We start from the raw sequence: 18,598 nt of genomic DNA, 5'->3' as shown, positions 1-18,598 counted from the left end.
GAAATTTTTGACCCTCGCCACCAAGGATTGAACGTCCTGTATTTCATTTATTGTTGTTGAATGGCAGAATCTGGCGGGTTGGGATTTCGCGGTTTCAAAAAATTCTTAAAAAAGTCAACTCCTTCAGGTGTAAACTTATTGGCATGAGTCATTTTTGTACCATCCGTCCAAACGATGGCGTTGCATTGTCCGCTAAAATAAATATCTGCTTCATGTGTAATTTCACCGTTCTTCTGAAAAACCAAATGGGCATCAGGTGGACAGACGGACAAGAACCCTTTCTCGTCGGTTATAAATGAAATGACATACTGGATCGCTTGGGCATTGGAAAAACTCATACTTGCATTGACTTCCTTTTTAAGTGAAATCACATCAATGCTCGTACAGCTTTTATTTAATTCAGACAAAACTTCCGGACTTAAGGTGCTTAATTCGGCCACTCTGTTGACCGTTTTGTTTTCCGTTTTATTGGATTTTTTGTCGTTTTGGCAATTGCTTAAACACAATAGCGCACAGATAAAAAACAGAAATTGCTTCATAAGTGGATTAATTAAATCTGTAATTCAGGCCCAAAGATATAAAATAACTGATCATTTTGATTTCTTCTCCTCCCCTTTGATAGGTATAAAGCGGGGTGAATGAGGAGGTGTATCTGCTATAAATGCCTAAATTTTGAGAAACATTGTATTGGACGCCAACCAACCAACTGATATCCAATTTCTTAAATTGATGATCGGCTCTCAACGTGCTGGAATTGAACAGAAATCCCGGGGAAATACCTCCCTGAAAATGAATTCGGTAATATTCTGATTTGTCATCCTCAATCAGCCAGTCCTTGAGACAAAAGATAATGGGTATGTCAATATAATGCAAATTAATTTTCACATTGGCGGTATCATTTTTAGTGGATCTGGATCCCCTGAGACTGTATAAAAATTCTATTTGTAGTTCTTTGATTCCCCCCAGTCCAAATCCTCCAAATATTCCTGCCTGTACTCCCAGTTTGTCATATCCCAGCGCATCATCACCATCGATTTGTGACAGACTTAAACCCGATTTAAGTCCTCCGTAGAAAAATCGTTCCTGCCCAAATGTGGAACAGACACATAAAGCAATAAAACATAGCGCAATCAGGATTCTGACCATGTGTTAATAAACGTTCTGTAAAATGTATTGTTGACGATACCTGCCAGCAAACAGGAAGAATTCAAATGTGACTCTTTCTACCCCAAAACTTATTCAGCTGTTTTGGCTTTTCTCTTTACCTTGAATAATTCAGCTACTTCTTTGTCCGTCAGAAATTCATATTCCACAAAGGCAGAACTGACAAATTTCTTTACATCCTGGTATTCCTTTGATCGCTTGTCCTGATAAAATTCAAGCAATTTGCGCACATAGGTCATTCCCAGAATTTTAAGCTCGTTGTTGAATGCCGAATGATCAAAAATATTCATGTACATGGCAAAAGTGCGGCATATCTCAAAATAGGCATGATATTCAGGCTCGGTAAGATTTTCTACCACTTTGCGAAATTGCTGCAATAAATTCAATCGAATGCATTCATTGTTAATGGACATACCTTCGTATTGGCTATAAAATGCGCTGACCGCATCCATGGAATCTTCATGCACAAAGCCTTTGGAATGAATGGTGTCCAGTAAGCGATAGTATTTGAAAAGATCATCGATGATGTTATTATCCAACATCTGGTAGAATTTTTGATCCGCGCTTGCTCCGAAAATGATACCCTCCTTGTAACTTTTTTTCAAAAAGGAAAAATACATGTTGTTGAATGTACTGTTTCTGTTTTGATTGATGACCTGCATTAGTTGCTCATTTCCCTCCGTGCCAAGGTCGATAAAATTGGCGGTAATGGCAATAATCTCAAGGAATTCGGCTTCGCGATGAAATTCTTTTCTTGCAATTAATTGCAAGATGAAGGGAATGTAGTTTTGATGAGGAAGCTGGTGACTGATTCTGTTGAGTAGAAAATTGCGGAGACTCTCTTCTTCTACTTTCAATTCTCCAATGGTGGATGGAAAATTGCAAGTTAGGTAGTTGTAGTGAGAAAATTGTTTTTTATACCTTTGGAAAAATCCCAATCGCTCTTTTGGGTCTCTGAAGCGATCGATGATCATGCTTTGCAAAAAGGATTTGACCTTCTTGTTTTCAATCCGGTCCAACAAGGAGGCAAGCCAAATATCACTGCTCAGTGAAAATCCCAGCTGTACGGTTTGACCAATTCTCTGTTTGATCATGTCAAAATTGGCAGAATTGGCGATCGCCACCAAAACTTCTTTAAAGTGTTCTTGTGGTCTGCTGTATTTGACCTGATCGTTGATTTCACCCCTTAATACAGTATATCCTAAAATTCTGGGCAAAAACAGACCTTCAAAAAATGGATTCAGAAGAACCGTCTCGAGCGCGATCAACTGCAGGGGATGGTCTTTCGCAACTTCCTCATAAATCTCAGACACCAAAGGCTCATAAGCTTCTTGCAAGGCTTTGTAGAGTTCGGGAGTTTCTTCCTCCAGATAGGCTGCGAGTTCGTCGGAGGATTGTATCACCTCTGCGACAGCCTGAAGTCTCTCTTTATAGTCTAGTTCGAGTTCTTGTTGCATTTTTTTGGATTTACTTTTTCAAAAGATAATGCCTGAAAGAAACAGGCTCCTTTCAGGCGTTTAGTGAGATTAACGTCATTTTAAAACTTCCATGTTGTGAAAAGGATAGATTATTTTCTCCAATAATCTAGTTTCACGAAAATGGATTAAGACTCCGATGGGGTATCATTCCCTTCAGTTACTCCTTCTTCATTTTGAGTACTGACAGGTTCTTCGGCAATTTCTGCTAAGGCCTCAACAGGTTCAACTTCTGAAACCACCTCTTTTACTTTTGGAGCCCTTGTGACAGCGAGCATTGAAGAGTGAAACTGTTCCACCTTCTGTTTTCTCTCCGCCATTTTTTGCTCGATTTTCCCTTCCTTGTTTTGAATCCAATCGAGGTACATTTGATCAGCGACCTCTTGGGTCATGGCTCCTTTGGCCACTCCTCTGGCCAAATGTTTGCGGTACAGGATGCCCTTGTACTTCAAAATCGCCATAACAGTGTCTGTTGGCTGAGCACCTTTCATTAACCAATCGAAGGCTTTGTCTCTATCCAGATCAATGGATGCAGGAACGGTGGTGGGATTGTAAAATCCCAACCTTTCGATAAATTTTCCATCTCTTGGAGATCTGGCATCCGCGATGACGATGTGATAATACGGAGCCTTTTTGCGCCCTTTGCGCTGTAGTCTGATTTTAACGGCCATTTGTAAGCTTTTATTTAATAATAATTTGATTCGACCATGGCCCGTTTACCCGGAAATCCGGCTCTACGGGCTAAAGCGGGTGCAAAGGTATGGATTTATATAGTATCAGACTAATAATTTGTTTTGAAAAATTATTATTTCAGACTCATTAATAAAATTTAATATATATAAATTACAATCTATTAACTAGTTAATATTAAAATGGTACTTATTTGAATTTAATAACAACATCTTATTCCTTTATTATTTTGCCAGTATAAATCAATTGACCTTGTTTACCTATAGCCTGAACCAGATACATGCCTGGAGACAAGCCAGAGATTTCAACAGTTTGTTGATTGGAAGGTGAAAAGTTTACATCCATGTGTTTTTTACCTTCAAGATCGAATACTTGGATTCTATTGATTTCAAAATCGGGGTTGGACATAAGCAATGTACTTTTAACCGGATTGGGATATACTTTCATCCCATTGTCCTTTTCATGATCTGCTGAAGAACTAAGTCCAAGGCTCTCTCTGGACCATCTAGAGGTAATTGTGCGGTCATCAATAAAGCTTGGACCGCCCCTTACTCTAAATAGCGCATTCCAAAGAATATCGCCATTTTCGAGTTCTAATAAATAATTTAAAAGAGGTACATAATCAGTATTAACTTTAATTTCTTTCAGCAAGGACATATTACCTTCACCATCTGTCTTATAAAAGTAGATACGGTCGCGGTTTGGTGCAGGATTATTGTTGGATTCAATCAGCACCAACATTCCTGGTTCATCCTTAAGTTTAATAGCTCCGCTGAACTTACCAAAAGGATCGCTCCAAGGTCCTGTAAAGATTATTTCTTCAACCAGCTTTCCGTCTTTATCAAGAATTATTAAGTCTTCCCTATTTTCTTTATAAGAAGTATCAAAATCTCTTATATAAATATTGGCATTTTTCTGAAAATAATTAGTTATTCCAAATTGTTTCATCCTCTTAATCTGATGAGAGAGATCATTCTGAGCCATTGTTTTGAGACTTTCGTCAAATCGGTTATAAAGCAAGCTAAGACGATCTCAGGTAAATAAAAGTCAAAAGAGATATTGAAAAATATAGTGATTAAAAATCAAATCTGATCCTAAGATTGATCCGTCTGGAAGTTAGGTAGTTGGGTAGCGCAAATTCATAATTGTTGGTGGTCTTGATCCATCGGACAGAGGCCTCATTTTTGGTGTTGAGCAAATTGAAAACCTCCATGCTCACCCAGGCTTTTCTGGTGGAATGCAGCCATTTGAACATTCTGCTTTGGATATTTTTTTTCGCTTCCCGATCCCAAAGGCTGTAAGAAAAACCAATGTCCACTCTGTGATAGGGTCTTAGTCTGTAGATGTTTCTGAAAATTTCATTGGCCTCTTTAAAGCCATACGGAATACCACTGGCCACAGTCCCCTGCATGTGCATTTTAAATTGGGGTCTGTTGGGCAAAAAATCCTGAAAAAATAAGCTGATGGCAGCCAATTGATCCACCGGCCTTGGCACATCATTGACCTCGGTGGATTCTGCGATGTTCTTACCCGGAATCAGATGTTGGATTCCATTCAATTTTTCACGCGTCCGCAGAATCGACAGATTGACCCACGATTCCACACCTGGCACAAACTCTCCGTGAATTCGATTGTCCCAACCGATGGCGTATGCCTCTGAATCATTCTGTCCGGAATACCGGATGCGAACATTGTCCAGATTATAACTGACCATGTCCCACATGGATTTATAATACATCTCTGAAATCCACCTAAAACGGGTGGAACTCACGCTGGGCCAAAGAAAATCTTTTTTGAGTCCGGCGATGAGATGCCAGGACTTTTGGGCGCGAAGATCTTCATTAAAGCTGCCGTTCGGATTCCTCATTTCCCGATAAAAAGCCACCTGAGGATAAAGTCCACCGGCCAACCATAATCTAAGATTTTGTGGATGATCGTTGGGAATGAGTTCTATTTTAAGACGTGGGTTGATTAAAAATTCGCCATTCAAATGATTGTAATGGGTTCTGATACCGGCATTAATCTGTGATTTCCATTTGTTGGAAATAGAATAAATAAATTGATCTTGCAGCCAGAATGCAGATTTTATATTTGAAAATTGATTTTGTGAAGAAACATACTGACTCAATACTATAGAATCGTGTAGATATGGAATGGAGTATCCCGCTGAATCGATTCTTTCCCATTCTAAAATTCTGTCCAGAAATAGTTCCTGCCGTATGTTTAATCCGGCTTGTAAATAATGACTTCCATGACTGCCTGCATTTCCCAACTGAATTCCCGATCGAATCTCATGATGATGGACCAGATTGTCTAAATAATTGCGGCCATATAAATGTTGGGTACCGGTCCCCAACAACTGCACTTCACGGCCTTCTACGTCTTTTTGATCATTTTCAATTTCTGAAAGTCTGTAATATCCCAAGACATCAAAGCGCTCTGCCTCCTGACCCCGGTAGAGAGAAGAAATCCATTTGACATAAAACAGATTTTTCCTGTTTTTTGGAAAATAACTCAAACTGGTCCCTGTCATCCATTGGTTGAAGTAGTCACTTTCGCTGCCTTCAAAAGCCGTATTTAGCCGGATAATAAAAAACAAAGATCCCTTGGCCTGACTTCCGGATTCAGGAATAAGACTAAATCGGGAACTGTTGATGTTTCCAATCCAACTCCATTGCCAGTTGGGATGGAAATCCCAGCTCAGCAGATTTTGAAAATCAAAAAAATGGGGTTGGTATTCTCCCTCTACCGCCAAAGTATTGAGTAAGTATTGATTGGTTTTGTATCGAAAGCCGGAAAGGAATTTGAAATTTTTTGATTTATCTTTGGATAGAAATCCTGAAGAGCCTTCCAAATGTGTTGAAAAACCCAATAAACTGCCACTCACGCTGGCCCTCAGTGAATCGGGTACTTTGTATTTGATATCCAAAACCGAAGAAGATTTTTCTCCATACTTAGCTTCAAATCCTCCTGAAGAAAAACTAAGATCCCTGATCAAATCCGGATTTGGAAAAGTCAAACCTTCTTGCTGACCATTGCGGATGAGCTGTGGTCGTAGAATTTCAAAATCATTAATGAAAACCAAGTTTTCATCATAGCTGCCACCTCTCACGCTGTATTGGCTGGAGAGTTCACCGCCGGCGCTAAACCTGACTCCCAAACCAATGCTGGGTAAGATGCTTTCCAAATTGGAATTGGCGGTAGGTAAAAGTGCAAAAGATTCGGCTTTTTCGCGTATGATCGATTCATCGTTTTTGCGCAGATCTTTAACGACGACCTCTTGGGAAATAATGGGTTTTAGTTTAGGATTGAAATTTAGTCTTTCGGTTGCAGAAATATTTTTCAAATCAAATTCCAAAGTTTCATATCCCAACTTCTGAATTTTCAAAATCCCAGTCATTTGATCTCCTAGCTTTAAACTGTATTGACCTTTTACATCGGATTCTGTCCAGTAATTGGTTTGTGGGATGTAAACTATTACAGCAGATAAAGGCTCACCGGTTGTAAAGTCAGTAATTAGTCCCTTGATGGTTGATTGACCATTTGCCAATGGCAACATTAGAAGGAAAAATAAAGATGGGTATATCGCCCGCCTTATACCGGAAAAACTCATCGAATGCAAACGATTGAAATCAAACAAAATTGCCTGCTGAGATCATTTTAAACTGTTGGATGGTTTTGCTTGGATCAGCTGTATTGAACACCGCATTTCCGGCTACCAAAACCTGTGCTCCCGCAGAGAGGATGACTTCAGCATTTTGCAAACCCACGCCGCCATCCACTTCGATGAGTGTATTTAGATTTCTTTCTATGATTTCTTTTCGTAGCCTTTTGATCTTATCCAAACTTCGGTAGATAAATTTTTGTCCGCCAAAACCGGGATTGACCGACATCATAATGACCAGATCCACCTCTTCCAAAACATCAAACAAAACTTCGACCGGAGTATGAGGATTGAGGGCAACGCCAGCCTTTGCGCCCGTTTCTTTGATTTGATGCAGGGTGCGGTGTAAATGCGTACAAGCTTCATAATGCACCGTGATGTGGTCGGCACCCGCATTTCTAAAATCACTGAGGTATTTTTCTGGATTCACAATCATCAAATGGACATCCAGGGGCAGTCTGCTTATTTTTTTGACGGCAGAAATAACTGGAAGCCCAAATGAAATATTGGGAACAAATGAACCGTCCATCACATCCAGATGCAACCAGTCTGCTTCTGATTCATTGAGCATTTCGACTTCTTTGCCGATCTTTAAAAAATCACAGGAAAGTAAGGAAGGTGAAATAAGAGCTGAGGACATTGAATTGGATTGTCATGCAAAGGTATGGTTTTTCAACAGTAGTATGTTGGCAAATTGCATTGGTTAAATTTTTATTGTTATAAGATCGCGAAAATTTAGTTGTGCAATTACGAATCAAAAGAATATCTTTGTTTAAATTTCAAAAAATGAAAATTGGATTCTGTTTTCTGATCATTTCTATTTTATTTCAAGCATATCAGAATAAATTACCGGCCCAACACACTTTTTCTATAGTAGCTGTCGATACGATGACCGGAGAAGTAGGAGGAGCAGGTGCCACCTGTCTATCCTTGGACAGAGAAGGATATCAGGCATTGATTATAAGTCATTTGTTGCCGGGAGTAGGTGCCCTGCATACCCAGTCTTATTGGCATCCGGTCAACCAGGGCAACGGTTCGGTCAAATTGGAAGAAGGATTAAACGCTCAGGAGTTGCTCAATTGGTTGGTCATCAATGATGCTGAAGGGAATCCTTCCATCCGGCAATATGGTGCTGCAGTTTTAGGTCCTCAGTCAGATCCTACTGCTGCAGGATACACCGGTGCCAACTGCCTCAATTCAAAAAAGCATGTTGCCGGAAGGTATTACAGCATACAGGGAAATATTTTGATTGGCAATTATGTCATTGATTCTATGGAAGCGAGATTTTTAAGATCCTCAGGTAGTTTGGCAGACCGCTTGATGGAAGCCATGAGGGCGGCTAAAATCCCTGGAGCAGACAGCCGCTGTCTCAATGAGGGACTTTCATCGAGATCTTCTTTTATTCGTGTGGCTAGGCCAACAGACTTGCCGGGAGAATTTTTTCTGGACATCAGTGTGGGTTCAGTGAGAAGAGGTTTGGATCCAATAGATTCTTTGGACACCAGATATGAAGCCTGGAAAACCATTCAATCCAATGCTGATCCAAAAGGAGAAAATACTGGGTTTAATTTTAAATTGTGGATTCAGGGAAGACAGATCATCGTCGAATCAACCGTGGATGCAATTGTTCAAGAAATGACCCTTTTTGATCAGACAGGGCAAGCATTTGTTTTGCAAAACAGCGATTCTAAACAGAATATATTCGTATTGCCAGATGTTATAAAACCAGGAACCTATGTTATCTTGATCAAGGGAATGGACCAATGGAGCAGTAGGAAGTTGGTTATTGCTGAGTAAAAAATTTCAACAGTAGACTGAATTCTAATTTTTCAAATGAATGACCATCACGAGACATTCAGTAGGTGTTGCATGAATTAAAGTAAGATTCTTTTAATCCAATTAGGAAATATATTCGGCAACTAAATATTTCTCATATTTGGGATTGTCACAAAAAACCAGCGAAAGGTTAGTAGAGCGGGAAATCAAGTCTCCAAGTACTCTTGGGGACGCCCGCTCGGAGAACCTGGTCACGCCAACGGCGTGATCGCCTTTTTTTGTGACGAGTTTTCTTTGCTTACTTTCTTTTGCGGAAAAAGAAAGTAAGAATAAAATAAGGAGAGAATTTTCATGAATCAGTAAGCAATCATAAATGAACTCAAATTCTAAGTCTGCATATCCATCAAACCAATTCACAATTTTTCCTACTTTTACCTCTTCATTCTAAAATTTTGCATTCTAAATCAAGCATTTCTAAATTTAATATTCAAAGACAAACACATTCAAGAAGCTTAGCAACTTGCCTGGCTTTGATATATTTATTGATAGGTTCAATAAGAGCTCAATCTTCTGAAACTTTTGAACTGTACAATGAACTAAAAGGATTATCCAACAATTGGGTCAGCCATATTTCATTTGATTCTTCCGGATTCTTGTGGGTGGGAACAAGAGATGGTCTAAATCGTTTTGATGGCTACAAATTCAAAGTATTCAGACACAACAAGTCCGACTCTACCTCATTGCTTCATGATTATGGCCAAAACCTCTATGTCGATCAGGATGGGATTATCTGGATTGCGTACCATGAAGGTGGCATTAGCACATTTCATCCTTTGACCCAAAAGTTTTCCCACTTTTCCAATGAAAAGACACAAATATCAAAAGCCATAGACGATGAATTTAAAATTTTGCACAAGGACAAGAAAGGACGCATCTGGTATAGTGGGTATAATTTGGGATTAAAGATTTATCACCCGCAAACAAATGAATTTTTACAGGTGCACCTTACCTCAGGTACAGACAATGGAAATATTCCCATTCGGCCTGAGCTGAATATGGTCCAATTTGTACATGATCTTGGGAATGGAAATTATTGGCTTTGCACCAAAAATGGTTTGTACAAATGGAATGAACAGGACCTTTCTCTGTTGCACGTGTTCCAACATAAAAGACACAAGTCTTGTAATAAATTAATTTATGATTCCGATTCCACCATGTGGCTTTCTTTTGAAGAAAATGCCATCAGTTGGTTTGATCCAAAATCCGGAAAGTCCAGAGACTACCTCATTGATTCCATCCAACAAGGACATTTTAATTTATCTTTTGACCTCCAAATTAAAAGCGAAGATGAGTTTTGGGTGGCGTCCGGTGATCGGGGTTTACTTGTGTTTAATAAACTGACAGGAAAATATTCTTTGGATCCTCTTCTGAATCTTGATTCAAAGGCTTGTTTCATCACTAAAATATTATTGGGTCGAAATGGCGAAATCATCCTTAGTGATGAAATCGGATTTTATAAATACAGTCCCTTTAATCGTCTTTTTCAATTTAAGCGATTACCCATCAAGTCCAGTCAGCATGGTGAGCTGTTTAATATTTTTAAAATACTGGAAAACCCACAAAGGAATGAAATTTATTTCGCCACCTTTATGGGCAATGGTCTCAATGTGTTAAATACGAACACCAATGAATTGTATGCACTCTCTGTAGAAACAAATCAGTCCATCGATCACAAAGTTTTACTTAAAGATTTGGTATTGGATGCAGACGGAAAATATTGGTTGTTGACACGGGATTATCTGTACCAGTTTTTGCCGGAAAGGAGAAAACTTAGAAGGATTAAGAATTTTTACAGCGATCATCGCCCGGAAACATCCAACACTTTTAAATCATTTATTCAGGATTCCTCACTTTCCATTTTTGTGTTGACCGAAAATGGCACACTTTTTCAGTGGAATACCCGGAGTGAAAAACTCAATGAGCTGACGTTAATCCACACAGATTCTCAAAACAAACCCATGCGAATTTCCAACGCATGTATATCACCCGATCACCGCAGGTGGGTGAGCAGTGATACCAAGTTGGCCTACTTCACTGAATCGGATCATCGTTTGAATTACATTCCAATTGATCATATTTTAACCGCAAAGGAAGCGAAGATCGTTGGTGTTTCGTCAGATGCAAATTCTAATTTGTGGTTGGCGGTCAACAATATCGGATTGGTTAAAATTTCAATGAAGAAGGACGGACCACCTGAGATTCGAGTGATTGGTGTGAATGAAGGTTTGACCACCCCCATCATTTCCAGAATGGCATTGGATCAGAGAAACAACCTGTGGCTCTCTACTTACAAGGGAATTTTAAAATACGATATTGAGAAGAATAGATTCATGCAGTTCAAGCAAAATGTAGGAATTGACCGATACAATTTGCTGGTTCGTTATTCGAATGCAGGACAGGGAAGTTTTTATATGTCTGCGCCTGGTCAATATTGTAAAGTGAACTACGAACTTTTTGACCATCAACTCACCAAACCAACGGTCTATCTGGATGAGATGAGCACAAATGCGGGTTCAGTTTCATTGTCAGATAGCCTCCCCGGATTGCTTGTCATCAGGTCGGGAGTGGAATATTTTTCCATAGAGTTCGGATGTCTGGATTATGCCAATCAGGACTACCACCAATTTGCATATCAGTTGGTCAATAGAGACAAAGAATGGCATTACATCATCAATCAGAGATTTGCTCATTTTGCCAATGTGCCGGCAGGAAGGTATAGCTTCCATGTGAAAGTAGCCAATGTGGGTGGTGTTTGGAGCGATCCAATCAAATTGGATATTTTGGTGGAAGCTCCATTTTATCAACACAATTGGTTTAAAATTTCGGTTCTATTTTTTCTGACAGGATTAATTTTTGGAATTTACCAATGGCGTATATTTCAGGTTCGTCGCACAGAAAGTCTGAAAGCAGAATTTAACAAGCAAGTTGAAGAATCCAAAATGGCTGCATTGCGCGCTCAGATGAATCCACATTTTATTTTTAATTGTCTGAATTCGATCAATCGGTACATTATTAAAAGTGATTTAAAAAAGTCTTCGCTGTATCTGACTAAGTTCGCAAGGTTGATCAGAATTATTTTGGATAATTCGGCACACCAGTTGGTCTCTCTTGAAAGTGAACTCGAATCTTTGAAACTCTACATTGAATTGGAGCAATTGCGATTTGACCATAAATTTGTGTATCAGGTTTCAGTTAGCCCTGATGTTCCTTGCGAGTTTATTGAAATTCCACCTTTGCTCCTCCAGCCTTATGTGGAAAATGCAATATGGCATGGACTCTTGCCTAAAGAAGCTGATGCAAAATTACACATTGACCTGTACCTTTCCGAGCCTTATCTGATTATAGAAATTACAGACAATGGAATCGGTCGACAAGCTTCTGCACAACAAAAGCAGCAAATGAATTCAACCCGAAAATCTTTGGGGATGAAGCTCACTGAAGAGCGTTTGCGGTACATTAACAATGGCGAAACCATCACCGGTTCTCAAGAAATTATTGATTTATTGGATGAGGATAATATGAGCTTAGGGACCAAGGTGATAATTCGGATTCCGTATTCAGCTTCATAGTGCTTGTATTTTAATAATATTGTAAAAGCACATATGTCCAAAATAATTTTTACAAATCAACATTCCCACTTTTTGTCGCTCAAAAAGTGGACAAAAACGCAGCCTTTTCTAAGGCGGCATCTTCCTTGGTTCTATTTGGCTTAATTGGGTTCATTTTGCAAAGTTCACTGTTGGGACAGATTTTGGGCGCTGTATATTGCCGCTCCATAATATGATTTCATTATGATAGTTTGTTTGATGGGTACATCATATTAGTTTCAGTTAAAGGAGCGACAATATAAGGCGCTATTTCCAAAATCTGTCCTTCTTGGGCCGCTGACGAAAAGGCTCGTAATATTACTCATTATTTAGATTTAAATATCAGGAATAATGATGGTTTTTATGCATTTCAATGCGGCTTAGGGCTCCGCAGTGATTGAGCGATCCACGACTTTAGGAGTGGTCGAGTGCGACAGCACGAGAAGCGAAAGAACGCGTTAGCGCTTGTGGGAAGCTAAACAAAAGAACAGCCCATCGAGGCGGCGCACTCCAAGCCGCCCTTTGAGGGACGGTTCCCTCCTTTTGGAGTGACTTTGTGTCACTCCAATGTTCCCCGTATGGGGAACACCAGTCAGTCACATAGCGAAAGAGCTGCAGTTGGGTGAGCGAGGAGTCCAGCCGCGAGTTTTCTTTGGTTACTTTCTTTTGACGGCCAAAAGAAAGTAACATACATGAAGTTTGATAAACAAAAGATATTTTTTAAATTGCAATAACTGTTATGAGGGTTCAATTTTATAATAACGGTTCAAAATTAGTATTCACTTGTAAATCAATGGTCACATTTCAAATTTAAATTTATTTTGGACAGGTGTATTGTAAAAGCATTATTTATCCAACCAAATTAAGTCTTTTTAAACATTATTTTTCTTGTCCTACTTTTGTCCATTAAGCAATAAATAAAATGTAAAAAATACCTGGACATTTAACATTCATGGATGTCCAAAAGGTACTTTTAATTGACCATCAGTTTTTCAATATGGGAATGCTTCCCGGAATAAATTTTCAAAAAATAAAATCCAGGCGATAGATTCAATTTTATTTTGTTGAGTCCACTTTGTATCCATTGTCCTGAAATCAGATTTTCACCACTTAAATGATACAAATCCAGCATTGCTGTTGTTTCTGATTCGATGATCAGATCACCCGAAAGGCTCGGATTGGGATAGATCTGAAAATAGCTACGTTTTTCAGCGATTTCTTCAGCGTCCACAAGTTGGCAAAGATCCTTAAAATAGTCCCAAAAAATTTGACTGATATTGACAGGAAAATTATTGCCATTTGGATATTGATGCGTTAAATTTTTAATAAGCGTAAATTTAAACTCCGCATTTTTATTTGGATGGATGGATGTATTAAATCGATACGTCAGTGCATTGGGTAATTCTTCTTTGGTGTATTCGTGTTTTAATTGAAGAGAGTAGAGATATCTCTGGACGGCTCCATTAAAATAAATCAAAATACTATCATTAAATGGAAATTCTTTAATTCCAAAACCTTCTGTAAAGCGATTGTCTTTCGTTCCTACCATCAGCCACAAAGGTGCGGAAACCACATTTTGCAAAGTATCATCAATGCCCATGAATCCGCCAACACCCCCATAGGCAGCAATTTTATGCCCAAGTTTTACACTAAGTTTTGAGCCAAAGCAAGAACCATTGGAAAAACCGCTTACATAAATTTTACAAGGATTAATTTCAAACTCAGATTTAAGCGAATCCAACATCTGCTCAAAGAAAAGTACATCATCTTTCATTTGTTGACCGGAGCATAAATTCTCGGAAAGGTCTTTGCAATTCCATTTGGTGGTCCTGTTTTGTTGTCCATCTTCAATAAGGCAATACCTCAAAGCACTTGGAAACACTGCAATAAAATCATTGGCCAGGGCATTTTCTTTCCATCCTGAAATCTGGTAGAATTTTTCTCCATCTCCCCCCGTGCCATGAAACATAAAAACAACAGGAAATCCTCCGATAGGAGCTTGATCAGAGGGCAGAGCAACGATGTATTCACGTTTTTCAGATTCTGAGTATAATGTCTTATCAATCCTTTGTTGAGCGCTCAATATTCCGGTTGAATAGAAAAAAACAATCGTTGATAAAACTGCAGGATTTAACATCTTCAATCATTATTGGGTTTATGGGTGTTTGTAAGTGTAATTTTATATTGATAATTCGTATTTCCTTTTACTTCTGTTTCATGGGTGTCGGGTATCAATTGATATTTAAAAGTCTGTTTGGTCACAGCGGTTTGTTTCAGACCAAAGCGTATATGGATGGTTTTAAAGTACCGGACCTTACCTTGACGAAGTTTGGGCACATCAAATTTTAATAGAGAAGATACCCTCTCTGCTTCTTCATCACAGCCATGACCAAGATGGTTCATCGCCCTGGCATTGATGACATTGCCATGGTAGTCAATCTCGATTTTAACCTTGACAATACCGGATATTTTATGTTCGATGGCCGATTTGGGATAGACCAAATGGGAGTCTATAAACAAGCCCATGGCTTTGGGTCCTCCTTCGTATTTTGGTTGAGGAAGAAAATCTTTTTTTTTCTTCGGACGATGGGTCATGTTATAAAGTAAAACAAATATCAGGACAGTTGTACCCGCTTACCCATGGAATAAAAATCCCAAATCCTGTCAGTCCAGATAATTTTTGCCTTTCAAAGACTCTGTTGCTTCTTTTGAAATGGCCGATTTTAGGACCTTTACAAAAGATTTGGAATCCAGTTGCAATTCTACCACCTGATCATCGATTTTTGTAATTCTGCCAATCATTCCTGACCCTGTGGCCACCTGATCTCCTTTTGCAATATTTCCCAGAAAGTTGTTCTGCTCTTTCTGCTTTTTGATCTGAGGTCGCAAAAAGAAAAAATACATGATCACAAATATCAAGAGAAAAGGAAGCAATTGGCCCAATAAACCGTCCATATTGATTGTGTTTTTATGATTTAATTCGCAAAGATAACATTCAGCCTGAGGATTGAGAGGCCTATTTTAATACATTTCCTTTGATTTTTAGATCTGTTTGCGGGGGATTGCTGTTGGTAAATACTGAAATGATCTTTTCTTGCAATCCTGATTTTTCATTTGACACAAATAAGGCTGTAATTACTCCGGAATCTCCTGGCTGGATAAATCCTTTAGGCCATTCGGGTCGTGTACAGCCGCAGCTCGTGCTGACTCTATTGACCAGTAATCTTGCATTTCCTTTGTTTACAAATGGAAAACTGATTCTTACGGTATCGCCTTCTTTGAGGTCCCCAAAATTAAACTCCGTTTCTTTAAAATGAATTTTTGCACCATGTGTGCTGTCTTCCGGTTGCTCTGCGCTGGCTGAAATGCGGATGGCGTCCAGGTAGGGGTCCAAATAGCTTTTGTCATCTTCCTTAATTTGATCCTGACTTTTTGGTTTGCAATTGCCCATTAGCAAGGCCAGGCAAAAAATGGTAAATACTTCTTTCATGGTTCAAATTAAAACAAAATCCAATAAACCTCGCTTTGTTTAATATGCCGTTGAAAAAGCACATTTTTTTAATAGGAATGCCTGGCTCTGGAAAATCCAGTCTTGCGCTGGCCCTGTCTAAAAAGTATCAACTGCCCATGATTGATACCGATGCTAGAATCGAACAAGCTCAGTGTAAATCAATTTCTGCAATCTGGCAGGAATCCGGCGAAATCCAGTTCAGAGCGCTTGAAAGGAAGTATTTACTGGCCCTGATGGAAGAAAATCCTTCTGTTGTTGCTACAGGAGGTGGCTTGCCTTGTTGGTTTGACAATCTGCATTGGATGAAAAAAAGAGGACATTCGGTTTATTTGTTTCAAGCCCCCGAGAATTTAGTTAATTTTCTTAAGCATGGATCCCGACCTCTTTTCCAGAATGAGCTTCCTTCAATTTCCCAAATCACTGAATTGTACCTTCAAAGACATCCCATTTACAATCGCGCGGATATTGTCTTGGAGGCTATAGATCAGTCCAAGCTTTTAAACCTTTTTGAATATCATTTCTTAATGTAGAGCTTATAAATATACAGATTAAAAATGAACATTCATCATACCATCATCGTCGGTTCTGGTCCGGCAGGATATACGGCCGCTATCTATGCAGCCAGAGCAAATATGAAGCCCATATTATTCACAGGATCTGAGCCGGGAGGCCAGTTGATGATAACCACTGAAGTGGAAAACTATCCAGGTTATCCCAAGGGCATCCACGGGCCTCAAATGATGGAAGATTTTAAAGCCCAGGCGGAAAGGTTTCAGACGGATATTCGTTATGAGAGAATTACGCAAGTGGATTTTACAGGTCCGGTTCACAAATTGTGGACTGAGTCCGGTGAAGTCCTTCTAAGCCATACGGTTATCATTTCCACCGGTGCAAGTGCCAAGTGGCTTGGACTTCCATCTGAACAAAGACTCATGAATAAGGGAGTGTCCGCCTGCGCGGTTTGCGATGGATTCTTTTTCAGAGGCAAGGAAGTGGCAGTCGTGGGCGGCGGAGATACGGCCGCAGAGGAAGCCAGTTATTTGGCCAAACTATGTCCGAAAGTACATTTATTGGTGAGACGGGATCAAATGAGGGCTTCCAAAATTATGCAGGAGAGGGTAGCCAACAATCCGGCCATTCAGATCCATTGGAATACAGAAACCCTTGAAATTCTGGGGGATGAAGAAGTCACGGGGATGAAAATTATCAACAACAAGACACAGGAAATCAATGAGATACCTGTAAGCGCTTTTTTTATCGCCATTGGTCACAAACCCAATTCTGATCCATTTGTCAATTGGTTGGACATGGATGATCAGGGATATATCAAGACCATCCCGGGCACATCCAGAACCAATATAGCCGGAGTTTTTGCATCTGGCGATGTGCAGGACAGGATTTACAGGCAGGCTGTGACGGCCGCTGGTTCAGGTTGTATGGCGGCCCTGGATGCTGAAAGGTATTTAACGGATAAAGGGGTTATATAAAGAAATTTAATTTTTCAAATTTTATTGATGTCTCCTGTTCATCATCTCGCTTTGATGGTGGATGGATTCGATGTGAATGGCTTCTATCAAGGAAAAGATAAACTCTTCGCTCAGCTGATTTTCTTTGGCAGTCTCCAGCAATTGGTGCACAATCTGATTCCAGCGATCGGGTTGGTAAATGGAAATTCCTTCTTTCTCTTTTTCGATGCCGATCTGTCTGGCAAGCTGCATTCTGTCTGACAATAGATTGATCAGTTGCTGATCCAGTCCGTCAATTTTGGATCGGATGGTTTCGATGCTCTGATTGAATTTCTGATTTTCTGTTTTATGCTTGCGGTAGATCAGTTTGTCTAAAATCTCCTTTTTCAAAAACTCTGCCGTAACCTGCTGATCGGCATCGCTCAGGGCATTTTTTGGGTCAGGGTGTACTTCTACCATAAGGCCGTCGTAGTGCAAATCAGTCGCAATTTGGGCAATTTCAAGGTGATTTTCGGGATGCCCGCTGATATGACTGATGTCTGCAATGAGCTGCAAATCGGGCAATTTTCTCTTCAATTCGATGGGGATTTGCCAGCGAGGAACATTGCGGTAAATCGAATTTCCATAAAAAGAAAACCCCCTATGAATGGCAGCAAGTCGCCGGATTCCTACCGCGTAAAACCGCTCTATAGCGCCTTGCCACAGGGCCAAATCAGGATTGATTGGGTTCTTGACCATAACTGGGATGTCGACTCCCCTTAAGGTTTCTGCAATCTCCTCTACATAAAAAGGGTTGACGCTGGTTCTTGCACCGATCCACAATACATCGATACCTGCCTTTAAGCAGAGTTCTACATGTTTGGGATTGGCGACTTCGGTACAGACCTTATACCCAAATTCCTGCTTCAAATCCTGTAACCAGTGCAAAGCCATTTCGCCTTTTCCCTGAAACTGTCCCGGTCTGGTCCTTGGCTTCCAGATCCCTGCTCTGATGAGATCAGGTTTAAACTCCCTGATCGATTTTGCCAGAGCATTCAGTTGTTCAGGAGATTCAGCGCTGCAGGGCCCCAAAATGAGCACCTGCCTGTGATTTTTAGGTTCTATGGCCTTTTGTAAATCCAAGTAGGACTGATTTTGTGAGTAATAATGTAAAAAGACCGTCTTTGTTTAGACCTAATTATACCACAAAATAGGATCTTCGCGTT

General features: G+C 39.8%; 17 protein-coding genes. 4 read left to right on the top strand and 13 right to left on the bottom strand.

Translation table 11 applies throughout. The annotated features are described in order from the left end of the window. Nucleotides 1–47: 47 nt before the first annotated feature. The 7 genes from IPM48_00645 to IPM48_00615 all read right to left on the bottom strand — a co-directional run bounded on the left by IPM48_00645 (nucleotide 48) and on the right by IPM48_00615 (nucleotide 7,633). Nucleotides 48–539: a hypothetical protein gene (locus tag IPM48_00645; GenBank protein MBK9270079.1), complete on the bottom strand. Its 492-nt coding sequence runs from the start codon at nucleotides 537–539 to the stop codon at nucleotides 48–50. Nucleotides 540–546: 7 nt separating this feature from the next. Beyond that, nucleotides 547–1,146, bottom strand: coding sequence for a PorT family protein (locus tag IPM48_00640; protein ID MBK9270078.1), 600 nt, complete (start codon nucleotides 1,144–1,146; stop codon nucleotides 547–549). A gap of 89 nt (nucleotides 1,147–1,235) precedes the next feature. Then, nucleotides 1,236–2,621: a hypothetical protein gene (locus tag IPM48_00635; GenBank protein MBK9270077.1), complete on the bottom strand. Its 1,386-nt coding sequence runs from the start codon at nucleotides 2,619–2,621 to the stop codon at nucleotides 1,236–1,238. Between the two features lie 146 nt (nucleotides 2,622–2,767). After that, nucleotides 2,768–3,310: a 30S ribosomal protein S16 gene (gene rpsP, locus IPM48_00630; protein ID MBK9270076.1), complete on the bottom strand. Its 543-nt coding sequence runs from the start codon at nucleotides 3,308–3,310 to the stop codon at nucleotides 2,768–2,770. Nucleotides 3,311–3,542: 232 nt separating this feature from the next. Then, a complete protein-coding gene (locus tag IPM48_00625; GenBank protein MBK9270075.1) occupies nucleotides 3,543–4,277 on the bottom strand; it encodes a T9SS type A sorting domain-containing protein in 735 nt (244 codons plus the stop codon). Nucleotides 4,278–4,404: 127 nt separating this feature from the next. Next, entirely contained in the window at nucleotides 4,405–6,888 is a 2,484-nt protein-coding gene (locus IPM48_00620; protein MBK9270074.1) for a carboxypeptidase-like regulatory domain-containing protein, read from the bottom strand. 73 nt (nucleotides 6,889–6,961) lie between these two features. Beyond that, nucleotides 6,962–7,633 carry a ribulose-phosphate 3-epimerase gene (locus IPM48_00615; protein ID MBK9270073.1) on the bottom strand — a complete coding sequence of 224 codons (672 nt, stop codon included), beginning with the start codon at nucleotides 7,631–7,633 and terminating at the stop codon, nucleotides 6,962–6,964. A 146-nt stretch (nucleotides 7,634–7,779) separates the two neighbouring features. Between IPM48_00615 and IPM48_00610 the strand changes: the two genes are divergently transcribed. Continuing rightward, nucleotides 7,780–8,790, top strand: a complete 1,011-nt coding sequence (locus tag IPM48_00610; protein MBK9270072.1) for a DUF1028 domain-containing protein — start codon at nucleotides 7,780–7,782, stop codon at nucleotides 8,788–8,790. Nucleotides 8,791–8,892: 102 nt separating this feature from the next. Here the strand turns inward: IPM48_00610 and IPM48_00605 are convergent, their stop codons facing one another. Next, nucleotides 8,893–9,186 carry a hypothetical protein gene (locus IPM48_00605; GenBank protein ID MBK9270071.1) on the bottom strand — a complete coding sequence of 98 codons (294 nt, stop codon included), beginning with the start codon at nucleotides 9,184–9,186 and terminating at the stop codon, nucleotides 8,893–8,895. A 125-nt stretch (nucleotides 9,187–9,311) separates the two neighbouring features. On the opposite strand from IPM48_00605, the gene IPM48_00600 reads away from it, so the two are divergent. Continuing rightward, nucleotides 9,312–12,398 (top strand): histidine kinase, encoded by a 3,087-nt coding sequence (locus IPM48_00600; GenBank protein MBK9270070.1) that lies wholly within the window; start codon nucleotides 9,312–9,314, stop codon nucleotides 12,396–12,398. A gap of 991 nt (nucleotides 12,399–13,389) precedes the next feature. Here the strand turns inward: IPM48_00600 and IPM48_00595 are convergent. From IPM48_00595 to IPM48_00580, 4 genes are all read right to left on the bottom strand, one after another. Further along, nucleotides 13,390–14,553, bottom strand: a complete 1,164-nt coding sequence (locus tag IPM48_00595) for a T9SS type A sorting domain-containing protein (protein MBK9270069.1) — start codon at nucleotides 14,551–14,553, stop codon at nucleotides 13,390–13,392. Nucleotides 14,554–14,555: 2 nt separating this feature from the next. Next, nucleotides 14,556–15,011 (bottom strand): energy transducer TonB, encoded by a 456-nt coding sequence (locus IPM48_00590; protein ID MBK9270068.1) that lies wholly within the window; start codon nucleotides 15,009–15,011, stop codon nucleotides 14,556–14,558. A gap of 69 nt (nucleotides 15,012–15,080) precedes the next feature. After that, entirely contained in the window at nucleotides 15,081–15,371 is a 291-nt protein-coding gene (gene yajC / locus IPM48_00585) for a preprotein translocase subunit YajC (GenBank protein ID MBK9270067.1), read from the bottom strand. Between the two features lie 61 nt (nucleotides 15,372–15,432). After that, nucleotides 15,433–15,906, bottom strand: coding sequence for a DUF1573 domain-containing protein (locus IPM48_00580; GenBank protein MBK9270066.1), 474 nt, complete (start codon nucleotides 15,904–15,906; stop codon nucleotides 15,433–15,435). A 50-nt stretch (nucleotides 15,907–15,956) separates the two neighbouring features. On the opposite strand from IPM48_00580, the gene IPM48_00575 reads away from it, so the two are divergent. Both IPM48_00575 and trxB read left to right on the top strand, forming a co-directional pair. After that, nucleotides 15,957–16,457: a shikimate kinase gene (locus IPM48_00575; GenBank protein MBK9270065.1), complete on the top strand. Its 501-nt coding sequence runs from the start codon at nucleotides 15,957–15,959 to the stop codon at nucleotides 16,455–16,457. 24 nt (nucleotides 16,458–16,481) lie between these two features. Next, entirely contained in the window at nucleotides 16,482–17,414 is a 933-nt protein-coding gene (trxB, locus tag IPM48_00570; GenBank protein ID MBK9270064.1) for a thioredoxin-disulfide reductase, read from the top strand. Nucleotides 17,415–17,435: 21 nt separating this feature from the next. Here the strand turns inward: trxB and IPM48_00565 are convergent, their stop codons facing one another. Continuing rightward, on the bottom strand, nucleotides 17,436–18,515 hold the full coding sequence (locus tag IPM48_00565; protein MBK9270063.1) for a bifunctional 3-deoxy-7-phosphoheptulonate synthase/chorismate mutase type II: 1,080 nt from the start codon (nucleotides 18,513–18,515) through the stop codon (nucleotides 17,436–17,438). Between the last annotated feature and the right edge of the window lie 83 nt (nucleotides 18,516–18,598).

Source organism: Saprospiraceae bacterium (genome assembly GCA_016715965.1).
Taxonomy (GTDB): Bacteria; Bacteroidota; Bacteroidia; order Chitinophagales; family Saprospiraceae; genus Vicinibacter.
This window is presented reverse-complemented; position numbering and strand designations above follow the sequence as displayed.

Bases quoted from the DNA above. Each gene is read 5' to 3' on its own strand.
- IPM48_00645 (MBK9270079.1), bottom strand. From the start codon at position 539: ATGAAGCAATTTCTGTTTTTTATCTGTGCGCTATTGTGTTTAAGCAAT.
- IPM48_00640 (MBK9270078.1), bottom strand. From the start codon at position 1,146: ATGGTCAGAATCCTGATTGCGCTATGTTTTATTGCTTTATGTGTCTGT.
- IPM48_00635 (MBK9270077.1), bottom strand. From the start codon at position 2,621: ATGCAACAAGAACTCGAACTAGACTATAAAGAGAGACTTCAGGCTGTC.
- rpsP (MBK9270076.1), bottom strand. From the start codon at position 3,310: ATGGCCGTTAAAATCAGACTACAGCGCAAAGGGCGCAAAAAGGCTCCG.
- IPM48_00625 (MBK9270075.1), bottom strand. From the start codon at position 4,277: ATGAAACAATTTGGAATAACTAATTATTTTCAGAAAAATGCCAATATT.
- IPM48_00620 (MBK9270074.1), bottom strand. From the start codon at position 6,888: ATGTTGCCATTGGCAAATGGTCAATCAACCATCAAGGGACTAATTACT.
- IPM48_00615 (MBK9270073.1), bottom strand. From the start codon at position 7,633: ATGTCCTCAGCTCTTATTTCACCTTCCTTACTTTCCTGTGATTTTTTA.
- IPM48_00610 (MBK9270072.1), top strand. From the start codon at position 7,780: ATGAAAATTGGATTCTGTTTTCTGATCATTTCTATTTTATTTCAAGCA.
- IPM48_00595 (MBK9270069.1), bottom strand. From the start codon at position 14,553: ATGTTAAATCCTGCAGTTTTATCAACGATTGTTTTTTTCTATTCAACC.
- IPM48_00590 (MBK9270068.1), bottom strand. From the start codon at position 15,011: ATGACCCATCGTCCGAAGAAAAAAAAAGATTTTCTTCCTCAACCAAAA.
- yajC (MBK9270067.1), bottom strand. From the start codon at position 15,371: ATGGACGGTTTATTGGGCCAATTGCTTCCTTTTCTCTTGATATTTGTG.
- IPM48_00580 (MBK9270066.1), bottom strand. From the start codon at position 15,906: ATGAAAGAAGTATTTACCATTTTTTGCCTGGCCTTGCTAATGGGCAAT.
- trxB (MBK9270064.1), top strand. From the start codon at position 16,482: ATGAACATTCATCATACCATCATCGTCGGTTCTGGTCCGGCAGGATAT.